The following is a 26,155-nucleotide window of genomic DNA, read 5'->3' as shown; positions in this document are numbered from 1 at the left end:
AACGATAAACGCTAAATCAGCTTACACTTTAAAGCGAGATAGAGACATTTGCAGTGTGGTTGCTAACTGCGCTAGCTCAACACTTGATTGTGCAGTTTGCTCTGCACCTAATGCGACTTCACTTGCTGATAAGCTCATGCTTTGAATGTTGCGACCAAGTTCTTCTGTTACTGAATCTTGCTGGCTACACGCACTCGCGATTTGAATACCAGTATCCGCCACCTTCATCATGGTTTCTTCAATCATTTGGATTGATTGACCCGTTTGAACACTTTGCTCTACACAAACACGGATCTTAGAACAACTTTGATCTGTTGCATTTTTAGCATGTGCTGCACTTGCTTGTAGTTTTTCAATGATCTCAACGATTTCGCTAGTTGATGATTGAGTACGACCCGCAAGAGAACGAACTTCATCCGCAACTACCGCAAAACCACGACCTTGCTCACCAGCACGCGCCGCTTCAATTGCTGCATTCAGTGCTAATAAGTTTGTTTGATCAGCAATACCGCGAATCACTTCAACCACAACGCTGATGTTGTTTGATTCACGCTCTAGCTCTTCAACCAACTCACCTGCTTGTTCAATATCACGAGACACAACTTGAATTTGTTCAATATTCGACTGAACATCTTGGTTGCCTTGTTTAGCCTCTTCAGATGCTTCTAGAGCTGATGTAGACGCTGTTTCAGTGTTATTTGCTACTTCTGCTACGGTTGCTTTCATTTCTTCCATTGCAGCGGCTACCGTTGTAATGTCAGATTGTTGTTGTTGCATACCGCGAGCTGATTGTTCTGAGATTGCACTCATTTCTTCTACTGCTGCAGAAAGTTGCGTTACCGCTGAAATCGTATCTTCAATCAAAATGCGCAGTTGATTTTGCATCTCAATATTAGTATCAGCCAGTTCACCTAGCTCATCGTTACCAATTTCATTACGTTCAAGACGGAATGTTAAATCACCAGCAGCAATCGCTTTAGACTGTTCTACAACTAAATTTAATGGGCGACAAATTTGGCGAGCTAAGAAGAACGTAATAAAGATCATAAATGCAATTAATGCAGTAAACGACACTTGAGTCGCTGTTGTTACATTATCAACACTCCCCATAATTCTAGTGCGGTTATTAGCAACAAAACCTAGATTAATATCAATCAATGCATCCATTGCTGAACCAACAGTATTAAAAGCATCTAATGACCCCGATAAAACTTGTTGAGCTTTACGTAAATCTCGATCTTTTACTGATTGATTAAAGCCTGAAAGAATATTTGAATAGCTCTTCCAAGAGTTCAATACATTATCAAAAACTCGACGCTCATCGTCGCTACCTACTGTCGCATCATAACGATCAAGCATAATTTGAATTTCTTGCTTCGTCTTTTCTTGACGGCCAAATAATGCTTTTAAACTTTCATTATATTCAGGATACGTTAGCGATGCGTATTGACTACGACGTAGCACTGACATTTCAAAATATAAATTTTCAACCGAGATTACACTTGGTATTGTCGAATCAGTAAAGTTAATAACCTCTGATTCCACTTTATTTAATTCTTGTAATAGGAAAACAGCAAACGCTATCATCACTAAACTGATCGCCGAAAATACAACGGCAATCTTATTACGTACTGCTAAATTTTTATAACTCATGTTTTGACAACCTTTAGATAGTTCTTCATAACTCATCCATGAGTGTTATTTTATAGAGAAAATTGCTTAACTCTTTTACCTTATAACGGCAGATTGACGAGAAAATAAAATAAAAACAGATAAAAGTCACACACTTTTATAATTCAAAAAATGTAAATAATAACAATGATTTGTAATAAAAAAAAGAAAGCAAACCATTGCTAAATTAGAGATGTGACAAAATGAGTGCCCAGTAATTTATTAGGTTAATTAATTGGTCGTTTTACTTTGAAAAGCATGACTATTTACTTTCTAGTTAGCTCAATAGTCAAAATAACACCGCCAATAGTTCATTAATAAACCAATAATTCAGTAAAATAAATTTTACCTTTTTCTTAAAATAGTGATGTTTTAGTCATTAATATATTCAATATTCCATTACAGCTAAAATTTAAATGCGACATTCATTCTAAAAAAGATTACTTTCAACATAAAAAAAGGAGATCTAGTGATCTCCTTTTCTATTTATACCAATACTGGTTTAACGTCGTTTTTATTACACTTTAAAGCGTGATAAAGAAGTTTGTAGTGTCGTTGCTAATTGTGCTAATTCAACACTCGATTGTGCTGTTTGATCAGCCCCTAATGCCACTTCACTTGCTGATAAACTCATGCTTTGAATGTTACGACCAAGCTCTTCTGTTACTGAATCTTGTTGGCTACATGCACTCGCAATTTGAATACTCGTATCTGTTACTTTCATCATGGTTTCTTCAATCATTTGGATTGAATTACCCGTTTGAACGCTTTGCTCTACACAAATACGGATCTTAGAACAACTTTGATCGGTTGCTGCTTTTGCATGTGTCGCACTTGCTTGAAGTTTCTCAATGATCTCAACAATTTCTGTTGTTGATGATTGAGTACGACCTGCAAGAGAGCGAACTTCATCAGCAACTACCGCAAAACCACGACCTTGCTCACCAGCACGCGCCGCTTCAATTGCTGCATTCAGTGCTAATAAGTTTGTTTGATCAGCAATACCACGAATAACTTCAACCACAACGCTGATGTTATTTGATTCACGTTCTAGCTCTTCAACCAATTCACCTGCTTGTTCGATATCACGAGACACAACCTGAATTTGTTCAATATTCGACTGGACGTCTTGGTTACCTTGTTTTGCTTCTTCTGACGCTTCTAAAGCCGATGCAGAGGCCATCTCAGTATTATTTGCTACTTCTGCTACCGTTGCTTTCATTTCTTCCATTGCAGCGGCTACCGTTGTAATGTCAGATTGCTGCTGTTGCATACCACGCGCAGATTGTTCTGAAATCGCACTCATTTCTTCTACTGCTGCAGAAAGTTGCGTTACCGCAGAGATAGTATCTTCAATAAGCTCACGTAATTGATTTTGCATTTCAATATTGGTATCAGCCAGTTCACCTAGCTCATCATTACCAATCTCTTCACGTTGAAGGCGGAAAGTTAAATCACCCGCCGCAATCGCTTTAGACTGCTCTACCACTAAATTTAATGGGCGACAGATTTGGCGTGCTAAGAAGAAAGTAATAAAAATCATGAACGCAATTAAAGCAGTAAATGACACTTTGGTTGCCATTGTTACGTTATTAACACTGCTCATAATTGAAGTACGGTTGTTTGCTACAAACCCAAGGTTAGCCTCAACTAACGCATCCATTGCTGCACCAACTTCTTCAAATTGACGGAATGAATCAAGTAATTCAGCTTGAGCTGACGTTTTTTCGCCATTACTGATCTTTTGAGTAAAACCATTTAAAAGACGTAAATATTCTTGCCAACCATTATTAACACGATCAAATACACGACGCTCATCAGCACTTGCCACTGTCGCTTCATATTTTGCAAGATCAACTTTGATATCGTTTTTTTGTGAAGACAAAATCGACACTAAGCCAGGTAAATCCTTTTCTTGATATGTCAAAGCTGCATATTGATTTCGACGATACGCATTCATTTCAAAATATATGTCTTCCACAGATAACACGCTTGGTACAGTAGAGTCAGTAAAGTTAATCACCTCTGCCTCTACCTTGTTTAATTCTTGTAATAAGAAAAAGCCAAATGCGATCATCACTAATCCAATGCCTGAAAAAACAACGGCAATTTTCTTTCTTACTGCTAAATTTTTGTAACTCATGTTTTACACCTTCAACTAATTATTAATAACTCGCTCCATGAGTATTTACGATAATAGAAATCATTTTTAACGCTTTGAGCCTATATCGGCCAAACCTCAAAAAACATGAAATAAAAAGCTACAAAAACCACACCAATTTATAACACACGATACGTTAAAAACAACCATAAAAGGTTAATAAAAAAGGTAAATCACAAGAACTCAAATAACAGATGTAAAAAATGAGCAATTCACGAACGCATTGCGCTAATAAATTGCTCATTTTAATTTAAAGCAATGTTAACTTATTTCTTAACTGGCTCAATGGTCAAAATAATACCGTCAACAGACACAACATGAACTAGCGTACCCTTTGGGATATCTTGAAAACTTTTTGCGGACCATGTGGTATCTCCTAGGACAATTCTGCAAGAACCCGCAATAACGTCTTCTTCCAAACGAGAAGTTTGTCCAATTAGTTGCTTATCTTTTTGATTCAAAGCTCGTTTAGCATCCGATGAACCGTCTTTTTTGTGCTGATATCTCCACCACAGCCACGTTGCAAAAAGAGAGAAAACAGCAAAGCTTACCCATTGTAATTGCCAGCTAAGTGGGATAACGGCATACAATACACCAACGGTAACAGCAGATAGCCCTATCCATAAAAAGTAACCTGCCGTTCCTAATAATTCACCTGCAAGTAGCAATAACCCAAGCGTTAACCAGTGCCAGTGATTCATTTGCTCAAAAAATTCCATTATGAACTCCTATTTAGAACCCTCTTTGTCTACCTTAAACATTTCAGCAATACCCGCAACTGATCCCATTAAGCCCGATGCTTCTAAAGGCAGCATAATGATCTTGCTGTTTTCTGCCTGTCCTATGGATTTTAGTGCTTCAGTATAGCCTTGCGCAATAAAGTAATTCACGGCTTGCATATCACCTTGAGAAATCGCTTCTGATACCATTCTTGTTGCATTTGCTTCGGCTTCGGCTGCACGTTCACGGGCTTCGGCTTGAAGAATTGCAGCTTGTTTATCACCTTCTGCTTTTAGGATCTCGCCTTGTTTATGACCTTCTGCTTTTAGTATTTCAGCCTGACGTTTACCTTCAGCTTCTAGTACATCGGCACGTTTATGACGCTCAGCCTTCATTTGTGCATTCATCGCTGCCGTTAGATCTGCAGGTGGTTGCACATCTTTAATTTCAATACGTGTAATTTTGACGCCCCATGGATTGGTTGCTGCATCAACAATAGCTAAAAGCTTCACGTTAATCATGTCACGTTGACTCAGCATTTCATCAAGCTCCATAGAACCTAACACTGTACGCATATTCGTTAATGTTAAATTACGAATGGCATGCTGAAGATCGCTCACTTCATAAGCCGCTTTTGCAGCATCAACCACTTGCACAAAACACACGGCATCAATGGTTACATTGGCATTATCTTTTGAAATCACTTCCTGTGCAGGAATATCTAATACCTGCTCCATCATATTTATTTTGTGACCAATCGTATCAATAAATGGAATGATCAAATTCAAACCTGGTTGTAACGTCTGTGTATATCGACCAAATCGTTCGACAGTCCAATTGTGGCCTTGAGGTACCGTTTTAACACCAAGGGCAATTAATATGAGTACAAGGAATACCAGTACTCCAATTGTTATTAACGTATCATATGCCATTATTTTTCTTCCTTGTATAATTGATAATTATCTTAATATATCCGCATCTTACAAATAAACGTTTGTTTTTTAATCATACCTAATTTTATTATAAATGTATGGACGCATTCCGCAGTATTAATGAAAAATAAGACTACCTCTTACGAAATAGTCTTATTTAATTGTGGTACAAAATGTAGAAGTAACTAAATATTAATATTTAACTTGGTAATTTAGCGTATAGGTTCGTCCGCGGCCTTTGTAATCATAAGCCGCTGCACCATAGTGGCTAGAATATAGGATTTGAGCTCGTTGGCCCCATGCCGTCGTGTAATCTTTATTAAACAAGTTTTGAATACCAAACCCTAAACTACCCACTGGTAACTCATAACTACCGACTAAATCAAACACGGTATAACCAGATAACTCATTATCGTCTGCATCTTTGTAATCAAACATTGTCTGGCTTTGTACTTTCAGCGCAAGATCTGATTCATACCACCCAACCCACGAGTTCGCTTTTGATGTACTTGCTTCACCCGCACTTAAATCATCCCATTTATCATCGGTTTGAAGTTCAGAAACAACATAATGACCAGATGCACCGACTTGAATATTATCCATTACCCAATAAGAAACTAGCGCTTCAGCTCCATAGACACGCTTTTCATTATCAACATCTTCAATTAGCAATGTCTGCTTATTGTATTTAACCGACTTATCCGATTGTGAGAAATACGCCGCGGCCTGAAAACTTAATGCATCTTGTTCAGTTCTAAAGCCAATTTCATAACTGTTAGTTTTAATCCCTGACATTTTAGAATCAGAAACATTAATGCTGTTTTGCAGAGCATAATGTCCATTAGCATCAACCGCTGAATAACTTCCTTGCCCATAATATTTCGCAGGATCAGCAAGATCGAAACCTTGCGAGAAACTAGCCCATACTTGTGAATCAGACGTGAGTTTATAAATAGTCCCTAAATTAAATAAACCGACAGAATAATTAGTTTCTCCCCCAGGAACGGCATCAGCAGAAGAGCCATTTCCTGCAGCAATTTTCTTTTGAATTTTATAATCAACAAAATCATCGATCTTATTGTTCATATATTGGTAACGGTAACCCCCTTGAATTGACCAATCATCGGTAATATTCATATCAGCTTGAATAAACCCAGCAACCGAACCGACCTCTACCCCAGGGTAGCGCCCCACTTCAGCGTAAGTTTTATTCACTAGATTACCTGAGTTATTCGCAATCGTTGGATCAAAGAGCGCTTGGTTACTATCGAACTTATCCATGTAAGCGTCTACACCGTAAACCAAATTCACTTTACCAAACGATTTAGCTAAAGCGGTTTTTAAAGAGATGACATCAGTCGTTTGCTGTGAAGCACTTTGGTAATACGGTGTATAAGTTTGATCTTCTTTTCGATAAGAGGCTTCAACAACTAATTGATGGCTCAGAAATTCAGAATCACTATAAGCCGCACTTAGCATGATTCGTTCTGTACCGTGTTGACGATCAGATTCGAAACCTTTACGCACATCAATAAACTTATAATTTTTAATATAAAGGCCGTATGGCGAGTCTTGTTGACTATCGTAATATTGCGCTAAAAAGTTAATATTTTTAGTATCAGAAATCGAAACATCAACCGTACTTTGTAGATCTATTGTTTTATTGTATTGCAGCGAGCCTTGAGATATATCAGGGGTAATGATATCGCCTTCACCATCATAATAACCTTGTGTTTCGGTATAAACCGCTGATACTCTCGCTGCGACATTCTCTGTTCCACCAGAGATAGATTGGGCCACTTTGTAATCAAAGTCATCACCCCCATTAAAGCCAGTCGTGCCACTTACATAACTTTCAAACTGCAACTCATCACTGTCTGATTTTTTGGTTATAATGTTTATCACACCACCAGTTGCACCGGCCCCATAAATAGAGGTCGCCCCAGAAAGTACCTCAATACGTTCAATATTAAATGGGTCAATCGCATCTAATTGGCGACTAATAGGACGAGAAGATTGAAGCGATACCCCATCAATCATGACGAGCATTGCACGGCCACGTAAGTTTTGACCGTAGTTAGTTCTTGCACCACTACTCACATCTAGTGATGGAATGGTTGTTGCTAAAATCTCACCCAGTGTTTTACCACCACGATATTCTTGTTCAATTTGTTCTGAGTCAACAAACCAAACCGTTCCTGGGATCTCACTAATTGCTTTAGGCGTACGACTTGATACCACCACCATGGTTTCTTCTGTATTTTTATACGCTTCTGCTTGAGCTGCTACAGAGACAAAAGTAGTCGCTGTTGCAACGGCAATAGCGACTAAGGTGAGCGGATAATTCCCTTTTTTAACGTTCATTTATGTTCTCTTTTTTATATTGATGTTGCACTAAAATGAATACGAATGATAAAAATCCGTATTCAACTATTTATTACTTAAAAAATAATATTAATTAAAAAATAAGTGTCGGTTTGCTAACAAAACTAAGCATTTACTAATTCATCAACAACCGACTCTGAGATCCAATCAATCATCCCTTTATCAGAAGCAATGTCGTATATCTCTTTTTCTGATAATCGATTGATAATACTGGCACTTCGCCACGCCATTAAGCTGAGTTGAGGTTCCGCAATACCATGACTATGCATGCCTGCATTCACCGCAAATATCTTATTATTCTTGCTGCCTTTCCATTTCAGTTCAAAGTCAGGCGTAAGTTGGTAACGTCCCTCTTTATCTAAATCCAATAGAGGAAGAATTGAGTTTAAACAAGCAGGATAAGGAGACTTAAATCCCGTAGCTAAAATCACAATATCTGCTTGATGCATTTCTGATTTTTGGCTTAACGCATTCTGCACTTCCAAAGAAAAGCCTGATGTTGTTTGTTCTAATTTATCCATCGTTCGATGCGGTAATAAACGCACCCATTTGTCTTCTTTCATCACATCAAAACGATGATATAGCTCTCGATAGATATCCAATAACGCTAATTGAGTAATGCCGTCTGATGTCAATTTCTGAGCTGTGATCTCTGAGTGCTTTACTTCAGGGTTAAGCTGAACAAATGCATTTACATAATCAGGAGTGAAGAACTCATTAGTAAATGAAGCCTCATCAAGAGGTTGGAAATTAGAGCGACGAGAAACCCAATCTAATGAAGCGGCCTTACCCCATTTTTCACGTAATACATTTAAGAAAATATCAGCGCCACTTTGTCCACCACCAACAATCATGACCCTTTTTCCAGTAAAGTCACGATCACGTAATCCCATTTCGGCGGCATGAAAAACGGTTGGGCCGATATGGGGAAATGCACATTCAGGAATGAAAGGGACTTTACCTGTTCCTATACAGAGATTCTGCGCTTCATATATTCCATTACTGGTTTTAATTTCAAAACTATCACCATTAAATTCGATCTGTTCAACTTCAGTAGAAAACTGAACATTACTAAGTTGTTGAGCAACCCAAGATAAATAGTCAGAAAACTCATGGCGGCTAATACAGTTAAGCTCTGCGGATAAAAATCGATAAAACTTTTTATTTTTCACCAAGTAAGATAAGAATGAATAAGGGCTTTCAGGACATACTGCACTGACTAAATCCTTTAAAAACATCGTTTGCATGTTAGTGTTATCAAGCAACAAACCAGGATGCCAAGCAAAAGAATCTCTACTTTCAAAAAACGTCGCTTTAATTTGTTTTTTAGGCTCTAAAAGAGAGGCCACACTCAAGTTAAACGGACCAACACCGATACCTGCCAAATCCAATTTGATATTCATATTATTATTCTCCATTTAATATTATTGTTATTTATTCATCGCCATATATAACGGGTTATCTAACTGGTTCTCCATATCTGGAAGCATGCGAGATGCACTAGCATCCGTACTGTGTCTAAACTTCGCCAGATTAAGCCCAATACGTAATATTTTTGGTTTAAACAAATCTAAACGCTCAAACCTATCTTGATAATCAGGATTTTCTTTTACATATGCTTTAATTCGTAACCCAAGCAATTGATAAAAATCGATTTCAGGTAAACCTAGTTTTTCAACCAGTGGAGAAATAAAGCGAAGAACCGTAACAAAATGGCCTGTTTGTAAATCATGAATAATCAAATCTTCAGGCAAAGAGACCGTGACATCTCTAGCTAAAGGGTCTAAGGTTTTTTGCTCTGGAATATCACGTTCAATTAAACGCATATCCCCTTGAAAGTCCTTTAATAAAATTCGTTTGGGTTGAGCATTTTCCATTACTAACGTTACGTTTTGTCCGTGAGCAATTAAAGAAACCCCGTATTTACAAAGTAAGTGATAATAAGGAATGACAACCGCATCAAAAAGCTTGTTTAGCCACTCTTCTATTGATAGCCCTGACGCTGTAATATATTCAGAAATTAATGGGATCCCTTCTTCATCTGATTCCATCAACGCCGCCATTAAAATTGCCGTTTCATTATTAGAAAGCTTAGATTGAGCGGATTCTCGCCATATCACACCAAGTAATTCATGATAACGATATGGAGCGCCAACCAGTAATTTATAATCAGATTGAGCTACAAAACCAGCGGCAGGCTCTTGTAAGATTTCAGCCTGTTTATCAATAAATAAATCGTCTGATTTAAAAATAGAATCAAGCCAATCAGAGGCCATTGGACCCGCTAAAATATAGCGCCCAGGGATACCTCGATAGCAAGAGGTATTCATAATGGTTAAAGGTAACTTAATGTCATAGCTATCTGGTCTTGTGGTATTACTCAAGGTTCGAATTGACAGCTGAGGCAAAAATTCATCACCGAATTCACCTAAATAGATCAGTGTTTTTTCTGCCATTTCTCGTGCAAATAATATTGATAACTTTTGACACCACTGCCAAGGATGAACAGGGACATAAATATAATCACTGATATCCACATTAAATGACGAAAGTAATGCGTCCATCTCATACTGTTCAGTTTCATTAACAGCGGATTCGATTAGCTGTTCCCACTCTACTTTATGGTTTGTTGCTTTCTGTAAAATAGAGTGATGCACTGCAACCCAGCTTAATTGAAAAGAACGTTCAGATTCTGGTGCATATAATGCGAGATCATCACTTCCCCATCCTCTTCGTCCTTTATTGAAGGCAAACTTAGGATGTCCATCAAACAAAAGCTGTTGCTGTTCACACGACAAAAAAGCAAGTTCTTTCGCCGACATATTCGCTTTACGTAATGCAAGTTTACAGTCACCTAGTAGCGTCGCATTCAGATCTTCAAAATGCTCGGCTAATACATCATCATCGATACCAATTAAGCATTGAATATCACGCATAAATTGCGTTGCAGTTATCTCCGATGAATTCCCAGCAGGTCTACGATCTAATGAAATCGGGTCAATCACAATTTGCCCCCAAATATTGCGTTTACCAGAGAAGTAATACCCAACACCTTGAGAAGGAGTGAACGAAAACTCAGCGTTATTTTCTTCAATAGTAAACGCTTGTTCATACGCCAATTCACTGATCAACTTTGCTACCATTTTCCGGTTTGCCGCTGGCCAGTGAGCATGTAATGCTATTTGATCCATCAACATTGCTCCGTAAAAAAGGCTTTTCGTTCAAGCATCATTAATGCCGAGCGTTTGTGAGGAAAATTAAACTCGAAACATTTTTTATAGCCAACTTCTTGAATACGATTAAATAAACGCTGGTTATCCGCTCTCGGTTCTAAAACAATGCGCTGGGTTCTGACATCATCCACAAACAAATAATGACTAATAGCTCTCATCCAACAATTGAAATAATCAGGACCTCGAAACGCCTGCTCACCCACTAAGAGATGGATACCACGGTCATAAGGTTGAACATCATAATATGGACTTAATCTATCCTCGCTAACCCAATACGCTTCAACATAACCAAAAGGTTCACCATTAAACTCACCAATTAATGGGATGATATGATCATCACTCAAACGCTCTTTAATAAATTCGGCGAGCTTTTCATAACTCCACGCTTGCTCCCAAAAATTTGCCACTCTAGGATCATTCATCCAAGCAGTAAAACGCTCGATATCTTTATCAAGATCAAACAATCTAAAACTAATTTCTGCATCAATATTATGATCATAGCGTTGATATACCTTCCCTGTTGGCATTTCAGGACGAACGGGATGATGTCGATATTGCAATAATGATTGCACCTCTACCCAAGGAAATAGCGTAGAAGGCGCATGCAAATGCCATGGTCGCACTTGTTGATAAAAACCCTGGCGTGACAAACTATTCTTGTAAAGCGATGGTAACGATTGTGCAAGCAGGCTCGGGACTTCTGACTCAATAATAAGCTCATTAACCGTTTTATTCGTACTAAATATATGATCAATTTCTTTTAGACATTGAGTGATAACTGATGGGTCCTCAACATCTTGTTTTGATAATGTAATCGCAATTGTTGGATTAGTATTTAAACTTAAAAGTAACGTCCTGTAATTAAACATTCATAGCATCCTTTATATGAACCAATGGGTTAGGTAGATCAAAATAAATAACGGCAGGATCAAGAATTGAGTTCTCGTTCATGTTCTGTAAATAACAATAGAAATTGCCTTTACAACACAGAGCTTCACTGTCTAATACATAGTTTAAACATTGCTGATCTCTAACGCCTTTATCTCTCAATACTTCTAATTGTTTACGCAGCTCTTTCACTAATGTCTTTTCACTAACGTCACAATAAGAAGCGATGGACGCAATAACATTAAACGTAGAATTAATAATAAGGTAATAGGCAAAATAACGACGTACTTTGTCATTATTCCAATAGTTTTCAATATCTTGCTTAGTTTGATTTAATGCTTCAGGAAAACGTTCAAAAGCCAAGTCTGTATAGCCTGTCCCTTGGCAATCACGATAGTACATACCAATTGGAAACCCTCTCTTTAACTGCATAACAATATTCTGCTGATGAGCCAAAAAGACAACGCCATAATTTGCTTGAAGATTAAATAATGGAACAACAGCATATTGGCAATACGCACTAAACCATTGTTGGGCAACTTGAGCTAACGGCAGTATGCTTGAATCAGCATAATCTTTGATTCTTTTAGCCAATAAACTCTCACCACCATAAGGGTTTTGCTGAGTGAGTGTTGCAAGAACAACAGCTTCTTCATCAGGTTTACAGCTTAATGGGTTTTCTCGAAATGCCACAAGGCTCTCGTCTATTACCTTGTTATTCTTATCCATTAACCCAAGGTAGCAGGGCTCTTGCATCACTTGAAAACCTTGCTGATGACCTAACTCATTACTAATGTCTGTATCGGTGAACAATTGATTTAATCTGGTTCCTCTGATCACCTCTTTAAGCGATAAATTACGAATAGAATTGGTCAATTTAACACTGAGTGAAAACTTCAACATATAAGGCAGTTTAGGCGAATAAAGCGAACGAGTTGATGACGTTGGGTACCATATTGCACCTAATGAGCCCAGCTCTCTTATTAACCCTGTCGTTAAATAACGTTGAATGTCTTCTTTCTCTTGTAAGACTTTCCACTGCCATGGATGCACAGGAAATACACTTTCATTTTCATTCACAATTCCATTGATCGCTAAAGTCAGCATCTGATCTGAAAAAACCAATTCATCCAATCGCTCTGCTGCGGTTTTCTCTCCTGAAGAGCCTGACATAAGAATAGAATGATTAACCGCTAACCAAAGTAGAGGAAACTCACCTCCTAGCTCTGGGGAATACGTTTTGGCATCTTCAGCACTAAATTGCTCTCTACTTTTTGGAGCAGGATGGAAAGAGTGACCAATCAATAACCCTTGCTCTGCTTGTTGAAAATTAAGCGCCTCTGAAAATAGTCTCTCTGCATAAGGGCTTCTACTTATTCCGGTATAGGTATTTGTATAGCTCTCTGTCACTCGATCTAAAAAGATATTTCTTTGCTCTTCTGAGATAACCCCAACTAAGGCCGGTTGGTCTAAAACTCGGCATAATATTTGTCCAAAACCGACAGTAACTGCTTCTTCTGCGTATAACACAGCAGGAAAACGATATTCATGTAAACCAACCGATGAGACATAGCTCAATGGAATTTGAATTTCACCCTCGTCACCCAGAGGGATCAAATAATAGGCCCCGTACTGATTTTCAACAATTTGAATTGCGGAACACTCTCTTGCTAAAGAATTAAGAAAACATGCTGCAGGAACGTCATTACCGCCGTTTATTATGTAGCCCAATTGGTCATTAGTTGTCATAACACTTCCATTGTTTTTAATTAACAGATGCGAATGCTAATGATTCTCATTAAAATGATCAACTACTTTTTCACTATATTTATAAAATAAATCATTTACGCTGTATTATTTAACTTAGCTATGGGAACAATTAACAGAAATCACTTTAAATACTTATTTATCAATAACTAAATCAAGATAACTACTTCCTCATTAAATACAAAAAGTACACTCCTCCAAGTAACGAGGCCAATAAACCCGCAGGAAACTGCCATGGGAACCATACCGTTCTTCCTATCCAATCAGCGATAATCATCAAACATCCCCCCAGCAAACTAGCCGTTAACAATTGATGAGAAGCCCGATATTGATGAAGTGAACGTGCCATGTGCGGGGCTAACAAACCAATAAAGCTGAGGGGTCCTATAATGATGGTACAGAGGGTTGTTAATGCAGCCACAAGGAGTAATAAAGAGACTCTAACCTTACGGCAATGTAATCCCACACTGGTTGAGGTTATTTCACCCAAACCAATAATATCTAACCATCGATGACAGCACATTGCCGCAATAAAAAATAATCCAACACCAACACCCAACAAATAGACATCACTCATGCTAACTAAATAGGTTGAGCCGGAAAGCCACGTTAATAGCGCCCTTACATTATCTTGACCTGATGACATGGCAATGCGTAAAAAAGCGTCTAGTCCTGCACTCAACGCAATGCCGGTTAATAACATTTGAGCAGGTGCAAAGTTTTGTTTGCGTCCCATCAACCAAATAATACCCGTTACAAACAATGCGCCGAAGGTACCTAGTAGCATTTGCTCATGCCTTTCAGCAGCAATACCAAATATAGCCCCTAGCACCAAAGCCAATGCCGCTCCTGAACTAATACCTAAAATCTCAGGGCTTGCCATCGGATTGGTTGATACTCGTTGAATTACTGTTCCTGCAACAGCTAACCCTACTCCTGCTAAAAACGAAACAAAAACTCTAGGAGTACGTAATTCGACTATCGATGGATTTACCGAAACTAGCCAACCACTTTGTCCCTTACCAATAAATACCGCGATAATAAATAAAGCAATAATCAGAACACCCAGAGGCAACACCACTTTCTGTAACGGTTTATATTTATAATGAACTTGAGCTGTTTCTCTGCTTTTCATATCCGATTGAAAAACTTTACGATTTAACAACCAAAGTAAAAATGGCGCTCCCAATAATGCAGTCATTGCCCCTGTGGGTAATAACTCACCTCCAACGCCTGAAAATGGCTGAATAATCAAATCAGCAAGCAATAACATCACGCTGCCAACTGTGCCACTGACGATGATCTGTGGTACTAACTTCCTTGCCCCACACATACGAGCGATAGCAGGGGCAACAACCCCAACAAAGCCAATTAAACCGACTTCACTCACAACCGCGGCAGTCATAAATATAGCTAACGTCAGTGAAATGACTTTAATTTGCTTAATATTTACACCAATAGAAGCTGATACATTATCTCCTAATTGAAGGGCAGATAAGGGTCTTGATAGTAATAAAAGAGCAAGAACAGGGAGTATAATTAATGGAAGAAGCGTTTCCACACTTGACCAATCGTTTTGGTTTAATGTCCCCGCCCCCCAAACAAAAACACTTGCTAATTGTTGCTCATTCAATAGCAATAACATGGTATTTAGTGAACCAAAAAACAGGCTAATCACCATACCAGAGAGCACCATATGAACAGGTGAAAAACCACGTTTAGCTGACAGTAAGAAAACCAGTCCTGTTGCAAAACCACCCCCTAAAAACGCAGGAATAAATCCACTAATCATACTGTTTACTGGCAAGAATAAGATCCCAAGAACCATGCCTAATTCAGCCCCTGCAGCAACACCAAGAGTCGTCGGGGATGCAATAGGGTTACGTAATACAAATTGCATTACACAACCAGCAACAGCAAGAGAAAAACCACACAGCACAGCAATAACAAGACGAGGGAGGTACGTAAGATGTGTGATTAAATGTTGATAATTACTTGAATCATAATCAAACACCGTTTGCCACAATAAGCTCAATCCTTGAGAATAAGGCGCAGTCCATTGCAGTAACCCTAAGATGATAATGATTAATAATATCGCAAAACCAATAGGTATTCTCATGATGTGTAGAGGTAGAATGGATCGCTGTTTTGATATCAACATAGGGACGGTTTTCACAATTATTGAGTAAGTTGTTGAGTAATATTGTCACTAAAACGCTGCGCTGAAATTAATCCACCAAACGTCCAAATAGCAGGAAGTTCATACACTAAATTAGATCGAGTAAAAGCCATCGCTTGCCATAAAGCCGATTGAGTTAATTGCTTCTTTTCTGCCTCTTTTAATGGACCAAAGATCAATACATTTGATTGCTGATGTTGTGCTAGAGCTTCAAACCCTGCTGTTGTAAATCCCCACATATTCGTTACTTCTTGCCATGCGTTTACTAACCTCATTTCATCAATCGTTGCTTGGGCTAATGAACCTTCACTGTGGACTCGTACGGTTTTATCATTAATAAAACGAATGAAAAGCAGTGGTTTATGATTTAATTGAAAACGGCGGACCTTATCGCCATTATCGCTTAACCGTTGCTCCGTTTTTATTATTACTTCTCGAGCTTGTTGATCTTTATTCAACAACTTACCAAGCTGAAGCGTAATTTCTTTTGCTGAAACCAAAGGCGTTTTTTTATTGCTATAAACGGTATAAACCAACGTTGGAGCAATCGCATTGAGCTTTTCGTACATTGATAACATATGCTGACTGATCAAAATAACATCTGGCTTCAACTCTGTAATTAACTCTAAATTAGGCTCTCTTCTTGAGCCTACATCCATCACAGAATCATTCAATTCTGGTTTTTTTACCCATGACTGATAACCTTGTACATCTGCAACACCAATTGGATTTACGCCTAAACTCAATACCGTTTCTGTTAATGCCCAATCAAGGGCTATTACTTTTTTCGGGGGTTTGTCTAACTGAACCTGGCCTAGATCATGTTTAATATCCATTGCCTGAGTCGATGGAATAAAAAACATCATTATCAAACCAAAAATCTTATTCATCTCACTTCCTTGTTGTTCATTTTATGTATTAAATTTATGGGATATAGCTTATCGCTTGACCTGTTTCTGGATGGGGAAATAACGCTAATTCCATTCCATAGATTTGCTGTAATGTGTCTTTATTCATTAACGTCTCAGGTGAGCCTTGAGCAATAACTTCACCTGAATGTAATGCAACAAGATAGTCGCTGAACTTGGCCGCCATGTTGACATCATGTAATACCATAATGACCGTCAGCCCTAGGGTTTGATTTAATTCTCGAATTAACGTTAATAATTCATATTGATGAGCAACATCCAGTGCAGAAGTCGGCTCATCAAGTAAAATACACTGACTTTGTTGAGCTAACAGCATCGCGACCCAAGCTCTTTGACGCTCTCCACCTGATAACGTAGCGACAAAGCGATCACTAAATAGCGTTAGACCCACCTTTTCTATTGCCTCATCAACCAGTTGATAGTCTTTTTTACTGTATCGTCCAAAGGCTCCTTTCCACGGATAACGACCAAAACAGACAAGTTCACGAACAGTAACTCCATCAGTTATGGGTGGGTGCTGGGGAAGATAAGCAACATTAAGAGCAAATTCTTGATGAGATAAGAGGTTAACGCCTTTTTGATTAAATAGAACCGTTCCTGACGTTGGTACATTCTGGCGGCTGAGCAGTTTAACTAACGTAGACTTCCCACACCCATTATGTCCAAGTAACGTTGTCACTTTCCCTTTTGGAAAAAGTAAGCTAGTAGGATAAAGGATCTGTTGTCCGTCAATTTCAAACGAGGCGTCGACAAGTTGGTACATGAGATAAACTAATTATTCGGTCCATGAATGATGGGCAGAACTGTAACACAAAGAAATCGTAATGATAATTGTTTTTATTCTCATGAAATAAACGTAGGATACTGAGGCTTATCAATTCAAACAGGACGTTTAAATGCCTCTCTTTCGAAAAATACAAAATTCAAAAATTCAATTAACCATTATTGGATTAATTGCCGCATTAATGGGGGTTGGTCAAAATGGATTATTGGTCTCTTTGCCTTTTTTGGTAAGCCACTCAGCTTTCTCTTTGCCAACGTGGTCTATCGTTATTGCCATTGGTAGTTTTCTATTCTTACCATCAGCACCATTTTGGGGAAGATACAGTGATAAAAAAGGCCCTAAAAATGTGGTATTACAAGCATTGTGTGGCATGAGTATCAGTTTTTTACTTTTGCTTTCTTTTGCATTTTTAAGTGGTCATTACTCTGAAACAACAAACTATTGGTTAATCGGCTTAATATTAGCAAGGGTAATTTATGGCTTCACTGTTGCCGGAATGGTTCCTGCAAGCCAACATTGGGCAATTCTAATTTTCGGAGAAAACAACAGACTAAAAGCGATCACCTCAGTCAGCATTGGGCTTAGTTTAGGTCGTCTTCTTGGTCCAGTATTATCCATTATTTTATTAAAGCTAGGGCCTTTCTCTCCACTAGCCATGATGGTGATTTTCCCGTTCTTAGCTTTTTTAATCGCCATTTTCTTACCTAGTCCAAAAATAATAGAAAGAACAACTAGCAATAACACGACGAAACATTCTTTTATTCCTAATCTAAATTTACTGCCTTACTTATTCACTGGCTTATCGCTTTGTTTAGCCATTGCGTTATTGCAATACAGTTTCTCGCCACTAATAGAAAATATCACTCAATGGGACACCAATAAAATCAGTGACACAATTGGCCTATTACTAACGATTAGTGCCGCTGTAACCTTAACGACTCAACTTGCTGTAATTAAAAAGAAAAAGCTTAAAATTTCAATCATGTACCAATCAGGATCTTTATGTTTACTACTTGGGTTTTTACTCTTTTTGATTTCCAACATTTGGACACTAGGTATCGCAATGGCAATAAGTGCATGTGGAGCAGCATTACTCGTACCGGCTTATACATCAAAGGCCACAGCGATGGATCCTAACAACCCTGGGGTTGTTGCAGGTTATGTTTCTATGTCACACACATTAGGATATGGCATCGCTTCATTATTAGCTTATACATCTACGCTCTCCCCTATTTACCCTATCTATATTTGTATTCTATTTTCTAGTGGGATAATGGTAATCGCTTTTATGAAGCCTCAAATAACAAAAATAACCTTATAAGCCTTTATTATCAGGGTGACGCGGACAATCTAAACACAGCTTTCGACCATCGCATTTATAAACTAAACAACAACTAGTACGAACCAATTTAAGTTTGTTAGTCACAGTATCAATCTTCAAGCTTGATAAATGCTTACTTGGTAATTCAAAAACCTCTAACCATAACTGAGCCTGTGCTATTAAATATTCACTCGATAATGTCGGCTCAAAGGATTGAAGCTTGATAATGCAATTAAGTAAACCATCTGCAATTAAATGATTAGTAAACCCTGGTCGAATACGGGTCCAATGAGAAATATCCTCTCGATATGAATCAAACAAAGTTCTTAATTGTAAAGCGGCGGTAGGGACGACATCTTCAGGAGAACCGAAGATCAGTTCTGAACGATGGAAAGTAAAACCTGAAATGAAATACGACTGAATTGATTGGCTCATATTTTTAATATCAGGGAGCGCATTTAGTCGATAAACAGAAATAAAACTAATATAGATAGGCTGCCAGCAAAGTAAATCCCATGTTCGAGTTAACCAATATGCATGACCGCCTTCAGGAGACTCTTGAGATAATTGCTCGTAAAGCCCCTTTATCGTTGTACTATTATCATGAACTATATTGATGTCGGCAATATCTGGGCTGCTACCTTCAATTATATTACCTGAGAGATAAGGGGTTACTTGTTTTGATAATTTAAAAAGTGACTCAAAGTATTCATTCGTTGGCATATAGAGCGATCGTTATAAAATGTAAACGCGAGGTTAATCATTCTATGATACAAATGCAAGTGGTTCGCATTTACATTTAACGCAGTTGCGGCCTGCTTTTTTAGCGTCATATAAACAATCATCTGCAATACTCAGTAACTCTTGAATCGTCATCTTAGGATCAGAAATTGTACTGACCCCCATACTACACGTCATCGTTAACTCTTCATCTTCCACCAATACCGAGATATCTCTGATCACTTTTTGTAGCTTTTGAGTCACTATCAATGCTTGCTTATTGTTTTGCTCAGGAATAAGAATAACAAACTCATCACCGCCAAAACGTCCTAAAATATCTGAATCTCTCAAATTAGATAAACACGCCTCAGCAAAAGAAGTAATCATTATATCTCCTACCTCATGGCCATATTTATCGTTATATTCTTTAAAATTATCAATATCACACATAATAATAGAAAACGGCTGCTTGCTACGACGATAAGTTGCTAATACCTGAGATGCTTTTAACTCAAATGATCGACGATTATTAGTTCCAGTTAAGTAATCGTTATAGGCTAACTCTGAATATTTTTCTGTTTGTTCTTTCGTGCGATTCATATATTTAAGATTAAAAATAAGTAAACCCATAATAATAAAAAAACAGCTTACAATACTTAATAATGACAACGACAGCATGGTTCCCCAATATTCTTGCTGTTTTGTCACGACAACAATAAATGGGAGATCTTTAATCTTACGAACATAAATGGTATCAACATAACCATCATTATAAATATCCGAGCTAAAAACCACTTCGCCTTTTTGATAAAACACTTCAAACACATCCGGGGACACTCTTGAAATTTCAATCGTTTTGCCAATTTCCACATTAGTTTTTGGTACTGACGCTAATAAATTAAGATTAGAGCTCAAAATTGAAATACCTGTTGATTCAGGTAAATTTAAGTGACGGATGGTCGAATTAAAAAAATTCAGGTTAGTCGAGATCCCAACCATTCCCGCAAAGTGACCATCATCATCAATTATTTTATGACCTTGCACTACAACGTTTCTCTGCTGTAAGTCACGAAAAGGAAGCGTGACTACAAGCTCTTGATCTTGATTTTTTTTAAAAGTTTTGCAGTATTCACGTTCAGAAAGGTCAATGTTTTTTAAGGTTTTACTGTGAGTTAATCTGCATTCTTTATCAATAACAAACGCCAAGATAGCATTTGGTAATGCATCTTCTTTTTCACGCAAATAGGCCAATTCAGCATTATGTTTTAATTGGTCTTCATTAAAAGTATGTAAACCATTGATTGATAAATCACTTACCATGTCTTTTAACACAAGAGAGGAATCATCAAATGACTTCGTTAACCACAACTCTACAAAACTTGCGTTGAGATGCAAGCGATCAATAACCCTTTCACGATCAGCCTTATATGCACTGTAAACATATGATAGTGAAAGGATAATCAAAAGAAAACCAATAATTAATGAGCTGTAAACAAATGCGTTTCTATTCCTCATACCTTCCCTATCATGTTAAAGCAATTCCATTTCGTCGCGGAATATAACATAGGATAGAAATTTGTAAAATCAATGAGGAATATTAATCTTTTCATCCAATTTAATATAACGATTTTACAGCGAATATATAGTTGCAACATCTAAAAGATATGACTAAATATTAACTTAATTTTTACTTGTCTTGGGTTATTATTACTCTAATCAACCGTTGCTGCATATTTCAATTAACTCTATTGCTATTTATATCATTGCCTCAGCTTAGAGTATCATAGGATTAATTTATTCCAGACTTCTTAATTGCTGTTTTTTTGTACACAAAAAGTGTGATCCTTCTTGCTTTTTAGGCCTCTTCTCTTTACTCTGCTTTCCATTAGGCAAATCTTACTTTGCTTCTACTTGTTTATAGGAAATCACCTTGAGCCAAACATCTTTCTCATCATTAGATCTAAACCCATCTCTTCTTCAAAACCTAGAAACTTTAGGCTACAACGAGATGACTCCAATTCAAGCTCAAAGCTTACCATTCATGCTGAAAGGGAAAGATGTCATTGCCCAAGGAAAAACGGGCTCAGGTAAAACAGCTGCGTTTGGTTTAGGCTTATTGGCTAACCTAGATGTAAAACGTTTTCGCGTTCAATCACTAGTATTATGTCCAACACGTGAACTTGCAGACCAAGTTGCGGTAGAAATCCGTAAGCTTGCTCGCTCTATCCACAACATCAAAGTTCTAACGTTATGTGGTGGTGTTCCATTTGGTCCACAAATCGGTTCACTTGAGCACGGTGCACACATCATCGTTGGTACTCCTGGCCGTGTTGAAGAACACCTACGTAAAGGTTATTTAAACCTAGACAACCTAAATACATTTGTTCTTGATGAAGCTGACCGTATGTTAGAAATGGGCTTCCAAGACGCGATTGATATGGTATTGGATCACGCACCAGCTAAGCGTCAAAACTTACTGTTCAGTGCAACGTTCCCACCACAAATCAAATCAATTGCAGATCGCATCATGAACGATCCGATCATGGCAAAAGCAGAAGACAAAGTAGAAAATACTTCTATTGAGCAGCATTTCTACAAAGTTGATGATTTTGAAGATCGCCTACGTGCACTTCAAATCCTACTGCTTAAGCATCGTCCTGAATCAGCGGTGATCTTCTGTAATACAAAGCGTGTTACTCAAGAAGTTGCTGACGAGCTTCGTCACTTTGATTTCAGCGTAACTGCACTTCACGGTGATTTAGAGCAACGTGACCGTGATAAAGCATTAGTTCGCTTTGCTAACAAGAGTACATCTATCCTAGTAGCGACTGATGTTGCCGCTCGTGGTCTTGATATCGAATCTCTAGATGCAGTAATCAACTTTGAATTATCGCGTGATCCTGAAGTTCACGTTCACCGTATCGGTCGTACTGGCCGTGCTGGTAAAAAAGGCATCGCATTAAGCTTATTCAATAACAAAGAAACGAACAGCTTTGCTCAAATTGAAGATTACATGAGCATCACTATTAATGATGAACCGCTACCAAGTGAAGATTATCTAAATGAGCGTCCTCACTACCCTGAGATGGTAACGCTTTGGATCGACGGCGGTAAGAAAAACAAACTACGCCCTGGCGATATCCTTGGTGCATTAACTGGTAAAGACGGCGTTGATGGTAAAAAAGTAGGTAAAATCAACGTGTTTGATTTCCACGCTTACGTTGCCGTTCACAGCTCAATTGCTAAAGCAGCACTAGATAAGATCGCAACAGGTAAAATGAAAGGTCGTACGTTCCGCGTAAGCCGTATGCGCGGTTAATAGCAAATACAAAACAAGTAACGTCAACTAATGCCATACATCGCTTAGTTGACGTCACATACCAAAAAGGCCGAGTAGACATTTCTACTCGGCCTTTTTTAATTGCGATCAATTATTTATACCATTCTGGATAAGTAGTTGTTCAGATAATTGCGTAGGAAAAATCGATTAGAGCAAGGCATAAATTGCAGTAACTAGTTGATCTAATTACAAAATTTATAACGCAGATATAATCGATTTTAACAAGCAAGAATGATCAAATACTTATGTAGATTGGTATTACTACGATTGGTATTACACCGCTAATGGCATTTCGCTTGATGGTGGAATTGAATGTACTTTACGTAAGCCGTACACCGCAAGTAACGCCATTAAAAACATAATTAACCCTACAGGCATTTGGCTATTAGCAGGGATCATAGAAGCCACCATTGTCGCTAAACCCGCACCCAAGTTTTGCATGCCGCCCAGTAATGCGCCTGCTGTTCCTGCATGTTGTGGGAAAGGTGATAATGCCCCTGTTGTTGCAGCAGGAAATAAAATACCCGCGCCTAAGAAATACAATACTGCACCACCAATTAGAGTTGGTGCTGTTGTTAATCCCATAATGCCAGGAACCAACACAATCGCCGCGCCTAAAACAATAGAGACAAGACCGACATCTAATGACTTCTTCTCAGACCAACGCTTTGCAATCACACTTGATAAACCAGCACCCGCTAAATAACCAGGGATAGGTAAAATAAACAGAATACTTACTGTTGTTGCTGCTAATTTAAGTTTGCCACCTAGCAATACCCCTGCAGCCGCTTCAAATACGGCAACCCCTGCAAATGTAGCAACCAAGCAGATCAAATAGCCTTGAAATCGGTGCTCAGATAATACGTGACGGTAACTCTTCAATACTGGCTCTTTACGACGCACTTCTAACGGTAACGTCTCTTTCATTGACGTTGTCATTATGATCAATACCGCAATACTGAACAAAGCCAAGAATAAGTAGCTTGAACGCCAACCAAATGCTTCTGTTAAATAGCCACCTAACACTGGAGCCAAAAGTGGTGAAAACATCATGCACATACTAATAATACTGTTAGTTCTATGTAGTTCATCACCAGAGAAGCAATCACGAGGAATAGTACGGCACATCACACCTGCAGCACCAATACCTAAACCTTGCACAAAACAGCCCGCTAAAAATAACGAATAATCATGAGCAAATAACGCTAGGATTGTGCCAGCAATATATAAAGTAAGACCTGATAAGATCACTACTCGACGGCCTATACGATCAGAAATTGGGCCGTAGAAAAATTGTGATAAACCATAAGGGATCAAATACACAGCCATAACCGCTTGTAATGATGCAGGGCTTACTTTGAATTCACTTGCCATGTAGCCAATAGATGGTACATACATAGTTTGGCTCATTTGACCAACAGCAACTAAAATAACGATCAGGAAACTGAACGTCGCAAGTGAATACGACTTTTGCATGACTGCTCTCCGAAAAACAGCAAATATTAATAAGATAAGTTAATTAGTTACATTACCTTATTAATTAAATAATAAAAATTGAATGAATAGAGCCGATATTATCCTGCCCTTATGGCGCGAGATAATAAGGTGATTCTATAAAACTGGCAATCAAAATCCGTTGTATTTCAGGAGAGTTTTTTTGTGATATTTGGATAAGTTTTTCTAATGCAAAAACCAATAAATTAACATATTGGGTTTTGCATTTTTTTAACAGAAAAATCGGCTAATATTGATAGATAACGACTTGATTACGTCCTAGCTTTTTGGCTTGATAAAGTGCTTCGTCAGCCTTATTTAGAACTTCCGTACAATCTCGAGTTGCTTTACTTACTTCAGCGACACCAATGCTACAGGTTAATCGAATGATACCGGCATCTGTCGCTATTTCTATCTTACAAATAGATCGAAGTAACTCGTTAAGTATAGCTTTAACTTGCAACCCAGTGGTATTAACTAAAACCATTACAAATTCATCGCCACCTAAACGGGCAAATAGACCCCCATTCGTCACCTTAGCTTCGCAAATAAGGCTAAATTGTCGTAATACTTCATCACCAATGTCATGACCATAGGTATCGTTAATTTGCTTAAAATAATCAATATCAAAAAGGGCAACCGAGAACATACGATCCCTCTCATGATAAGCCGCGATATAATCCATCATTTTAGCTTTAAAACAACGACGGTTGCATGAGCCTGTTAAATCGTCATAAAGAGCTAGTTTAGAGTAATGCTGAGCCTTGATGTCTAGCCTAGAAAAGTAATTTACATTTTTAATCAAAAATAGAGTTAAGGCCAAAAGTAGGAAAATCACCGTTGCTATTGTGATATAAAGGGGCATAAACCAATAATTTTTCGCTTTTGTTACCAAAATAATAAAGGGTAAATCAGACGCCTTCTTAACAAAAACACCTTGATAAGCACCGTTATATTTTTTATTTGAATCAAACATTAATTCTTGGTTATATTTTAAGCCATTGATTTTGTCATAAGGCACATAATCAAAATCCATCGGCTCACCAATAGGTAAATACCTAGGTACAGTCGTCGCAAGTACTGTGAAATCACGACTCAGTATCGTAATGCTTGAGCCCTCAGATAAATTGGCACTTCTCAATGCTTTGGTAAAAAACGTAAAGTCAGTTAACAATCCAACAATTCCGGCAAAGTCTCCTTTTTTATTGGTTATCCTCACCCCTTGTACTACCACATTACGATTGAGAATATCTTTAAAAGGCGCGGTAATAACTGATTTTATCTCACCGTCGTTATTGCGTAATTTCTGGCAGTACTCACGAGAGGAAAGATCAACCCCACCGATGGTTTTCGTTTTTAGTAATACACAATCTTTATCTACCGCAAATACATGAATCGCATTCATTAACGTTTGATAGTGTAACTCAAAGACTTCTGCTTGCTCTTGATAATGGTTGTCAGAAAGGGCTAATTGAGCAAAGCCGTCTTGAGTTAAATCTTTAGATAATTGAGTCAATACAAAATTGGAGTGATTAAAAGCGGTTTGAAGCCAAATAGACACAAAGTTCGCATTAAACTTTAATTCACTTTCAATAAGTCGACTCTGCTTTTGATAACTCTTCACGACATAA

Annotated in this window: 18 protein-coding genes; 2 read left to right on the top strand and 16 right to left on the bottom strand. The window is 38.0% G+C overall.

Annotation, left to right across the window (positions count from 1 at the left end):
* Positions 1-21: 21 nt before the first annotated feature.
* The 12 genes from ED622_RS03240 to ED622_RS03185 all read right to left on the bottom strand — a co-directional run bounded on the left by ED622_RS03240 (position 22) and on the right by ED622_RS03185 (position 17,628).
* Complete coding sequence (locus ED622_RS03240) at positions 22-1,653, bottom strand: methyl-accepting chemotaxis protein (protein ID WP_122032835.1); 1,632 nt, start codon at positions 1,651-1,653, stop codon at positions 22-24.
* A gap of 535 nt (positions 1,654-2,188) precedes the next feature.
* On the bottom strand, positions 2,189-3,814 hold the full coding sequence (locus ED622_RS03235; RefSeq protein ID WP_122032519.1) for a methyl-accepting chemotaxis protein: 1,626 nt from the start codon (positions 3,812-3,814) through the stop codon (positions 2,189-2,191).
* A gap of 284 nt (positions 3,815-4,098) precedes the next feature.
* Complete coding sequence (locus ED622_RS03230) at positions 4,099-4,551, bottom strand: NfeD family protein (protein WP_122032518.1); 453 nt, start codon at positions 4,549-4,551, stop codon at positions 4,099-4,101.
* Positions 4,552-4,560: 9 nt separating this feature from the next.
* Positions 4,561-5,484 (bottom strand): SPFH domain-containing protein, encoded by a 924-nt coding sequence (locus ED622_RS03225; RefSeq protein ID WP_045103573.1) that lies wholly within the window; start codon positions 5,482-5,484, stop codon positions 4,561-4,563.
* A gap of 192 nt (positions 5,485-5,676) precedes the next feature.
* Positions 5,677-7,848 carry a TonB-dependent receptor gene (locus tag ED622_RS03220; protein WP_122032517.1) on the bottom strand — a complete coding sequence of 724 codons (2,172 nt, stop codon included), beginning with the start codon at positions 7,846-7,848 and terminating at the stop codon, positions 5,677-5,679.
* Positions 7,849-7,973: 125 nt separating this feature from the next.
* Entirely contained in the window at positions 7,974-9,287 is a 1,314-nt protein-coding gene (locus ED622_RS03215) for a lysine N(6)-hydroxylase/L-ornithine N(5)-oxygenase family protein (RefSeq protein ID WP_162922435.1), read from the bottom strand.
* A 12-nt stretch (positions 9,288-9,299) separates the two neighbouring features.
* Positions 9,300-11,060, bottom strand: a complete 1,761-nt coding sequence (locus ED622_RS03210; protein WP_122032515.1) for an IucA/IucC family siderophore biosynthesis protein — start codon at positions 11,058-11,060, stop codon at positions 9,300-9,302.
* Positions 11,060-11,971 (bottom strand): GNAT family N-acetyltransferase, encoded by a 912-nt coding sequence (locus tag ED622_RS03205; RefSeq protein WP_122032514.1) that lies wholly within the window; start codon positions 11,969-11,971, stop codon positions 11,060-11,062. Before ED622_RS03205 ends, ED622_RS03210 begins: the two co-directional genes overlap by 1 nt.
* Positions 11,964-13,739, bottom strand: coding sequence for an IucA/IucC family siderophore biosynthesis protein (locus ED622_RS03200; protein ID WP_122032513.1), 1,776 nt, complete (start codon positions 13,737-13,739; stop codon positions 11,964-11,966). The genes ED622_RS03205 and ED622_RS03200 overlap by 8 nt, the downstream gene beginning before the upstream one ends.
* Before the next feature lie 181 nt (positions 13,740-13,920).
* Positions 13,921-15,876, bottom strand: a complete 1,956-nt coding sequence (gene fhuB / locus ED622_RS03195; protein ID WP_254052592.1) for a Fe(3+)-hydroxamate ABC transporter permease FhuB — start codon at positions 15,874-15,876, stop codon at positions 13,921-13,923.
* A 59-nt stretch (positions 15,877-15,935) separates the two neighbouring features.
* Entirely contained in the window at positions 15,936-16,826 is an 891-nt protein-coding gene (locus ED622_RS03190) for an iron-siderophore ABC transporter substrate-binding protein (protein WP_122032511.1), read from the bottom strand.
* 34 nt (positions 16,827-16,860) lie between these two features.
* Entirely contained in the window at positions 16,861-17,628 is a 768-nt protein-coding gene (locus ED622_RS03185; RefSeq protein WP_122032510.1) for an ATP-binding cassette domain-containing protein, read from the bottom strand.
* A 133-nt stretch (positions 17,629-17,761) separates the two neighbouring features.
* Here ED622_RS03185 and ED622_RS03180 point away from each other — a divergent pair, with 133 nt between their 5' ends.
* Positions 17,762-18,970 (top strand): MFS transporter, encoded by a 1,209-nt coding sequence (locus ED622_RS03180; protein ID WP_122032509.1) that lies wholly within the window; start codon positions 17,762-17,764, stop codon positions 18,968-18,970.
* Here the strand turns inward: ED622_RS03180 and ED622_RS03175 are convergent.
* Both ED622_RS03175 and ED622_RS03170 read right to left on the bottom strand, forming a co-directional pair.
* Positions 18,965-19,693: a siderophore ferric iron reductase gene (locus ED622_RS03175; protein ID WP_122032508.1), complete on the bottom strand. Its 729-nt coding sequence runs from the start codon at positions 19,691-19,693 to the stop codon at positions 18,965-18,967. The two genes, ED622_RS03180 and ED622_RS03175, sit on opposite strands and share 6 nt — an antisense overlap.
* Before the next feature lie 42 nt (positions 19,694-19,735).
* Positions 19,736-21,205 carry a diguanylate cyclase gene (locus ED622_RS03170; RefSeq protein ID WP_122032507.1) on the bottom strand — a complete coding sequence of 490 codons (1,470 nt, stop codon included), beginning with the start codon at positions 21,203-21,205 and terminating at the stop codon, positions 19,736-19,738.
* Between the two features lie 415 nt (positions 21,206-21,620).
* On the opposite strand from ED622_RS03170, the gene dbpA reads away from it, so the two are divergent.
* The gene (gene dbpA / locus ED622_RS03165; protein WP_122032506.1) at positions 21,621-23,009 is read left to right on the top strand and encodes an ATP-dependent RNA helicase DbpA; all 1,389 of its coding nucleotides are present in this window, start codon (positions 21,621-21,623) and stop codon (positions 23,007-23,009) included.
* 294 nt (positions 23,010-23,303) lie between these two features.
* On the opposite strand, the gene emrD is transcribed toward dbpA, so the two are convergent.
* Both emrD and ED622_RS03155 read right to left on the bottom strand, forming a co-directional pair.
* Positions 23,304-24,506, bottom strand: coding sequence for a multidrug efflux MFS transporter EmrD (gene emrD, locus ED622_RS03160; protein WP_122032505.1), 1,203 nt, complete (start codon positions 24,504-24,506; stop codon positions 23,304-23,306).
* Between the two features lie 265 nt (positions 24,507-24,771).
* Positions 24,772-26,085, bottom strand: coding sequence for a diguanylate cyclase (locus ED622_RS03155; protein ID WP_254052577.1), 1,314 nt, complete (start codon positions 26,083-26,085; stop codon positions 24,772-24,774).
* Between the last annotated feature and the right edge of the window lie 70 nt (positions 26,086-26,155).

Origin of the sequence: Aliivibrio sp. EL58, from assembly GCF_900312675.1 — a bacterium.
GTDB lineage: Bacteria > Pseudomonadota > Gammaproteobacteria > Enterobacterales > Vibrionaceae > Aliivibrio.
This window is presented reverse-complemented; position numbering and strand designations above follow the sequence as displayed.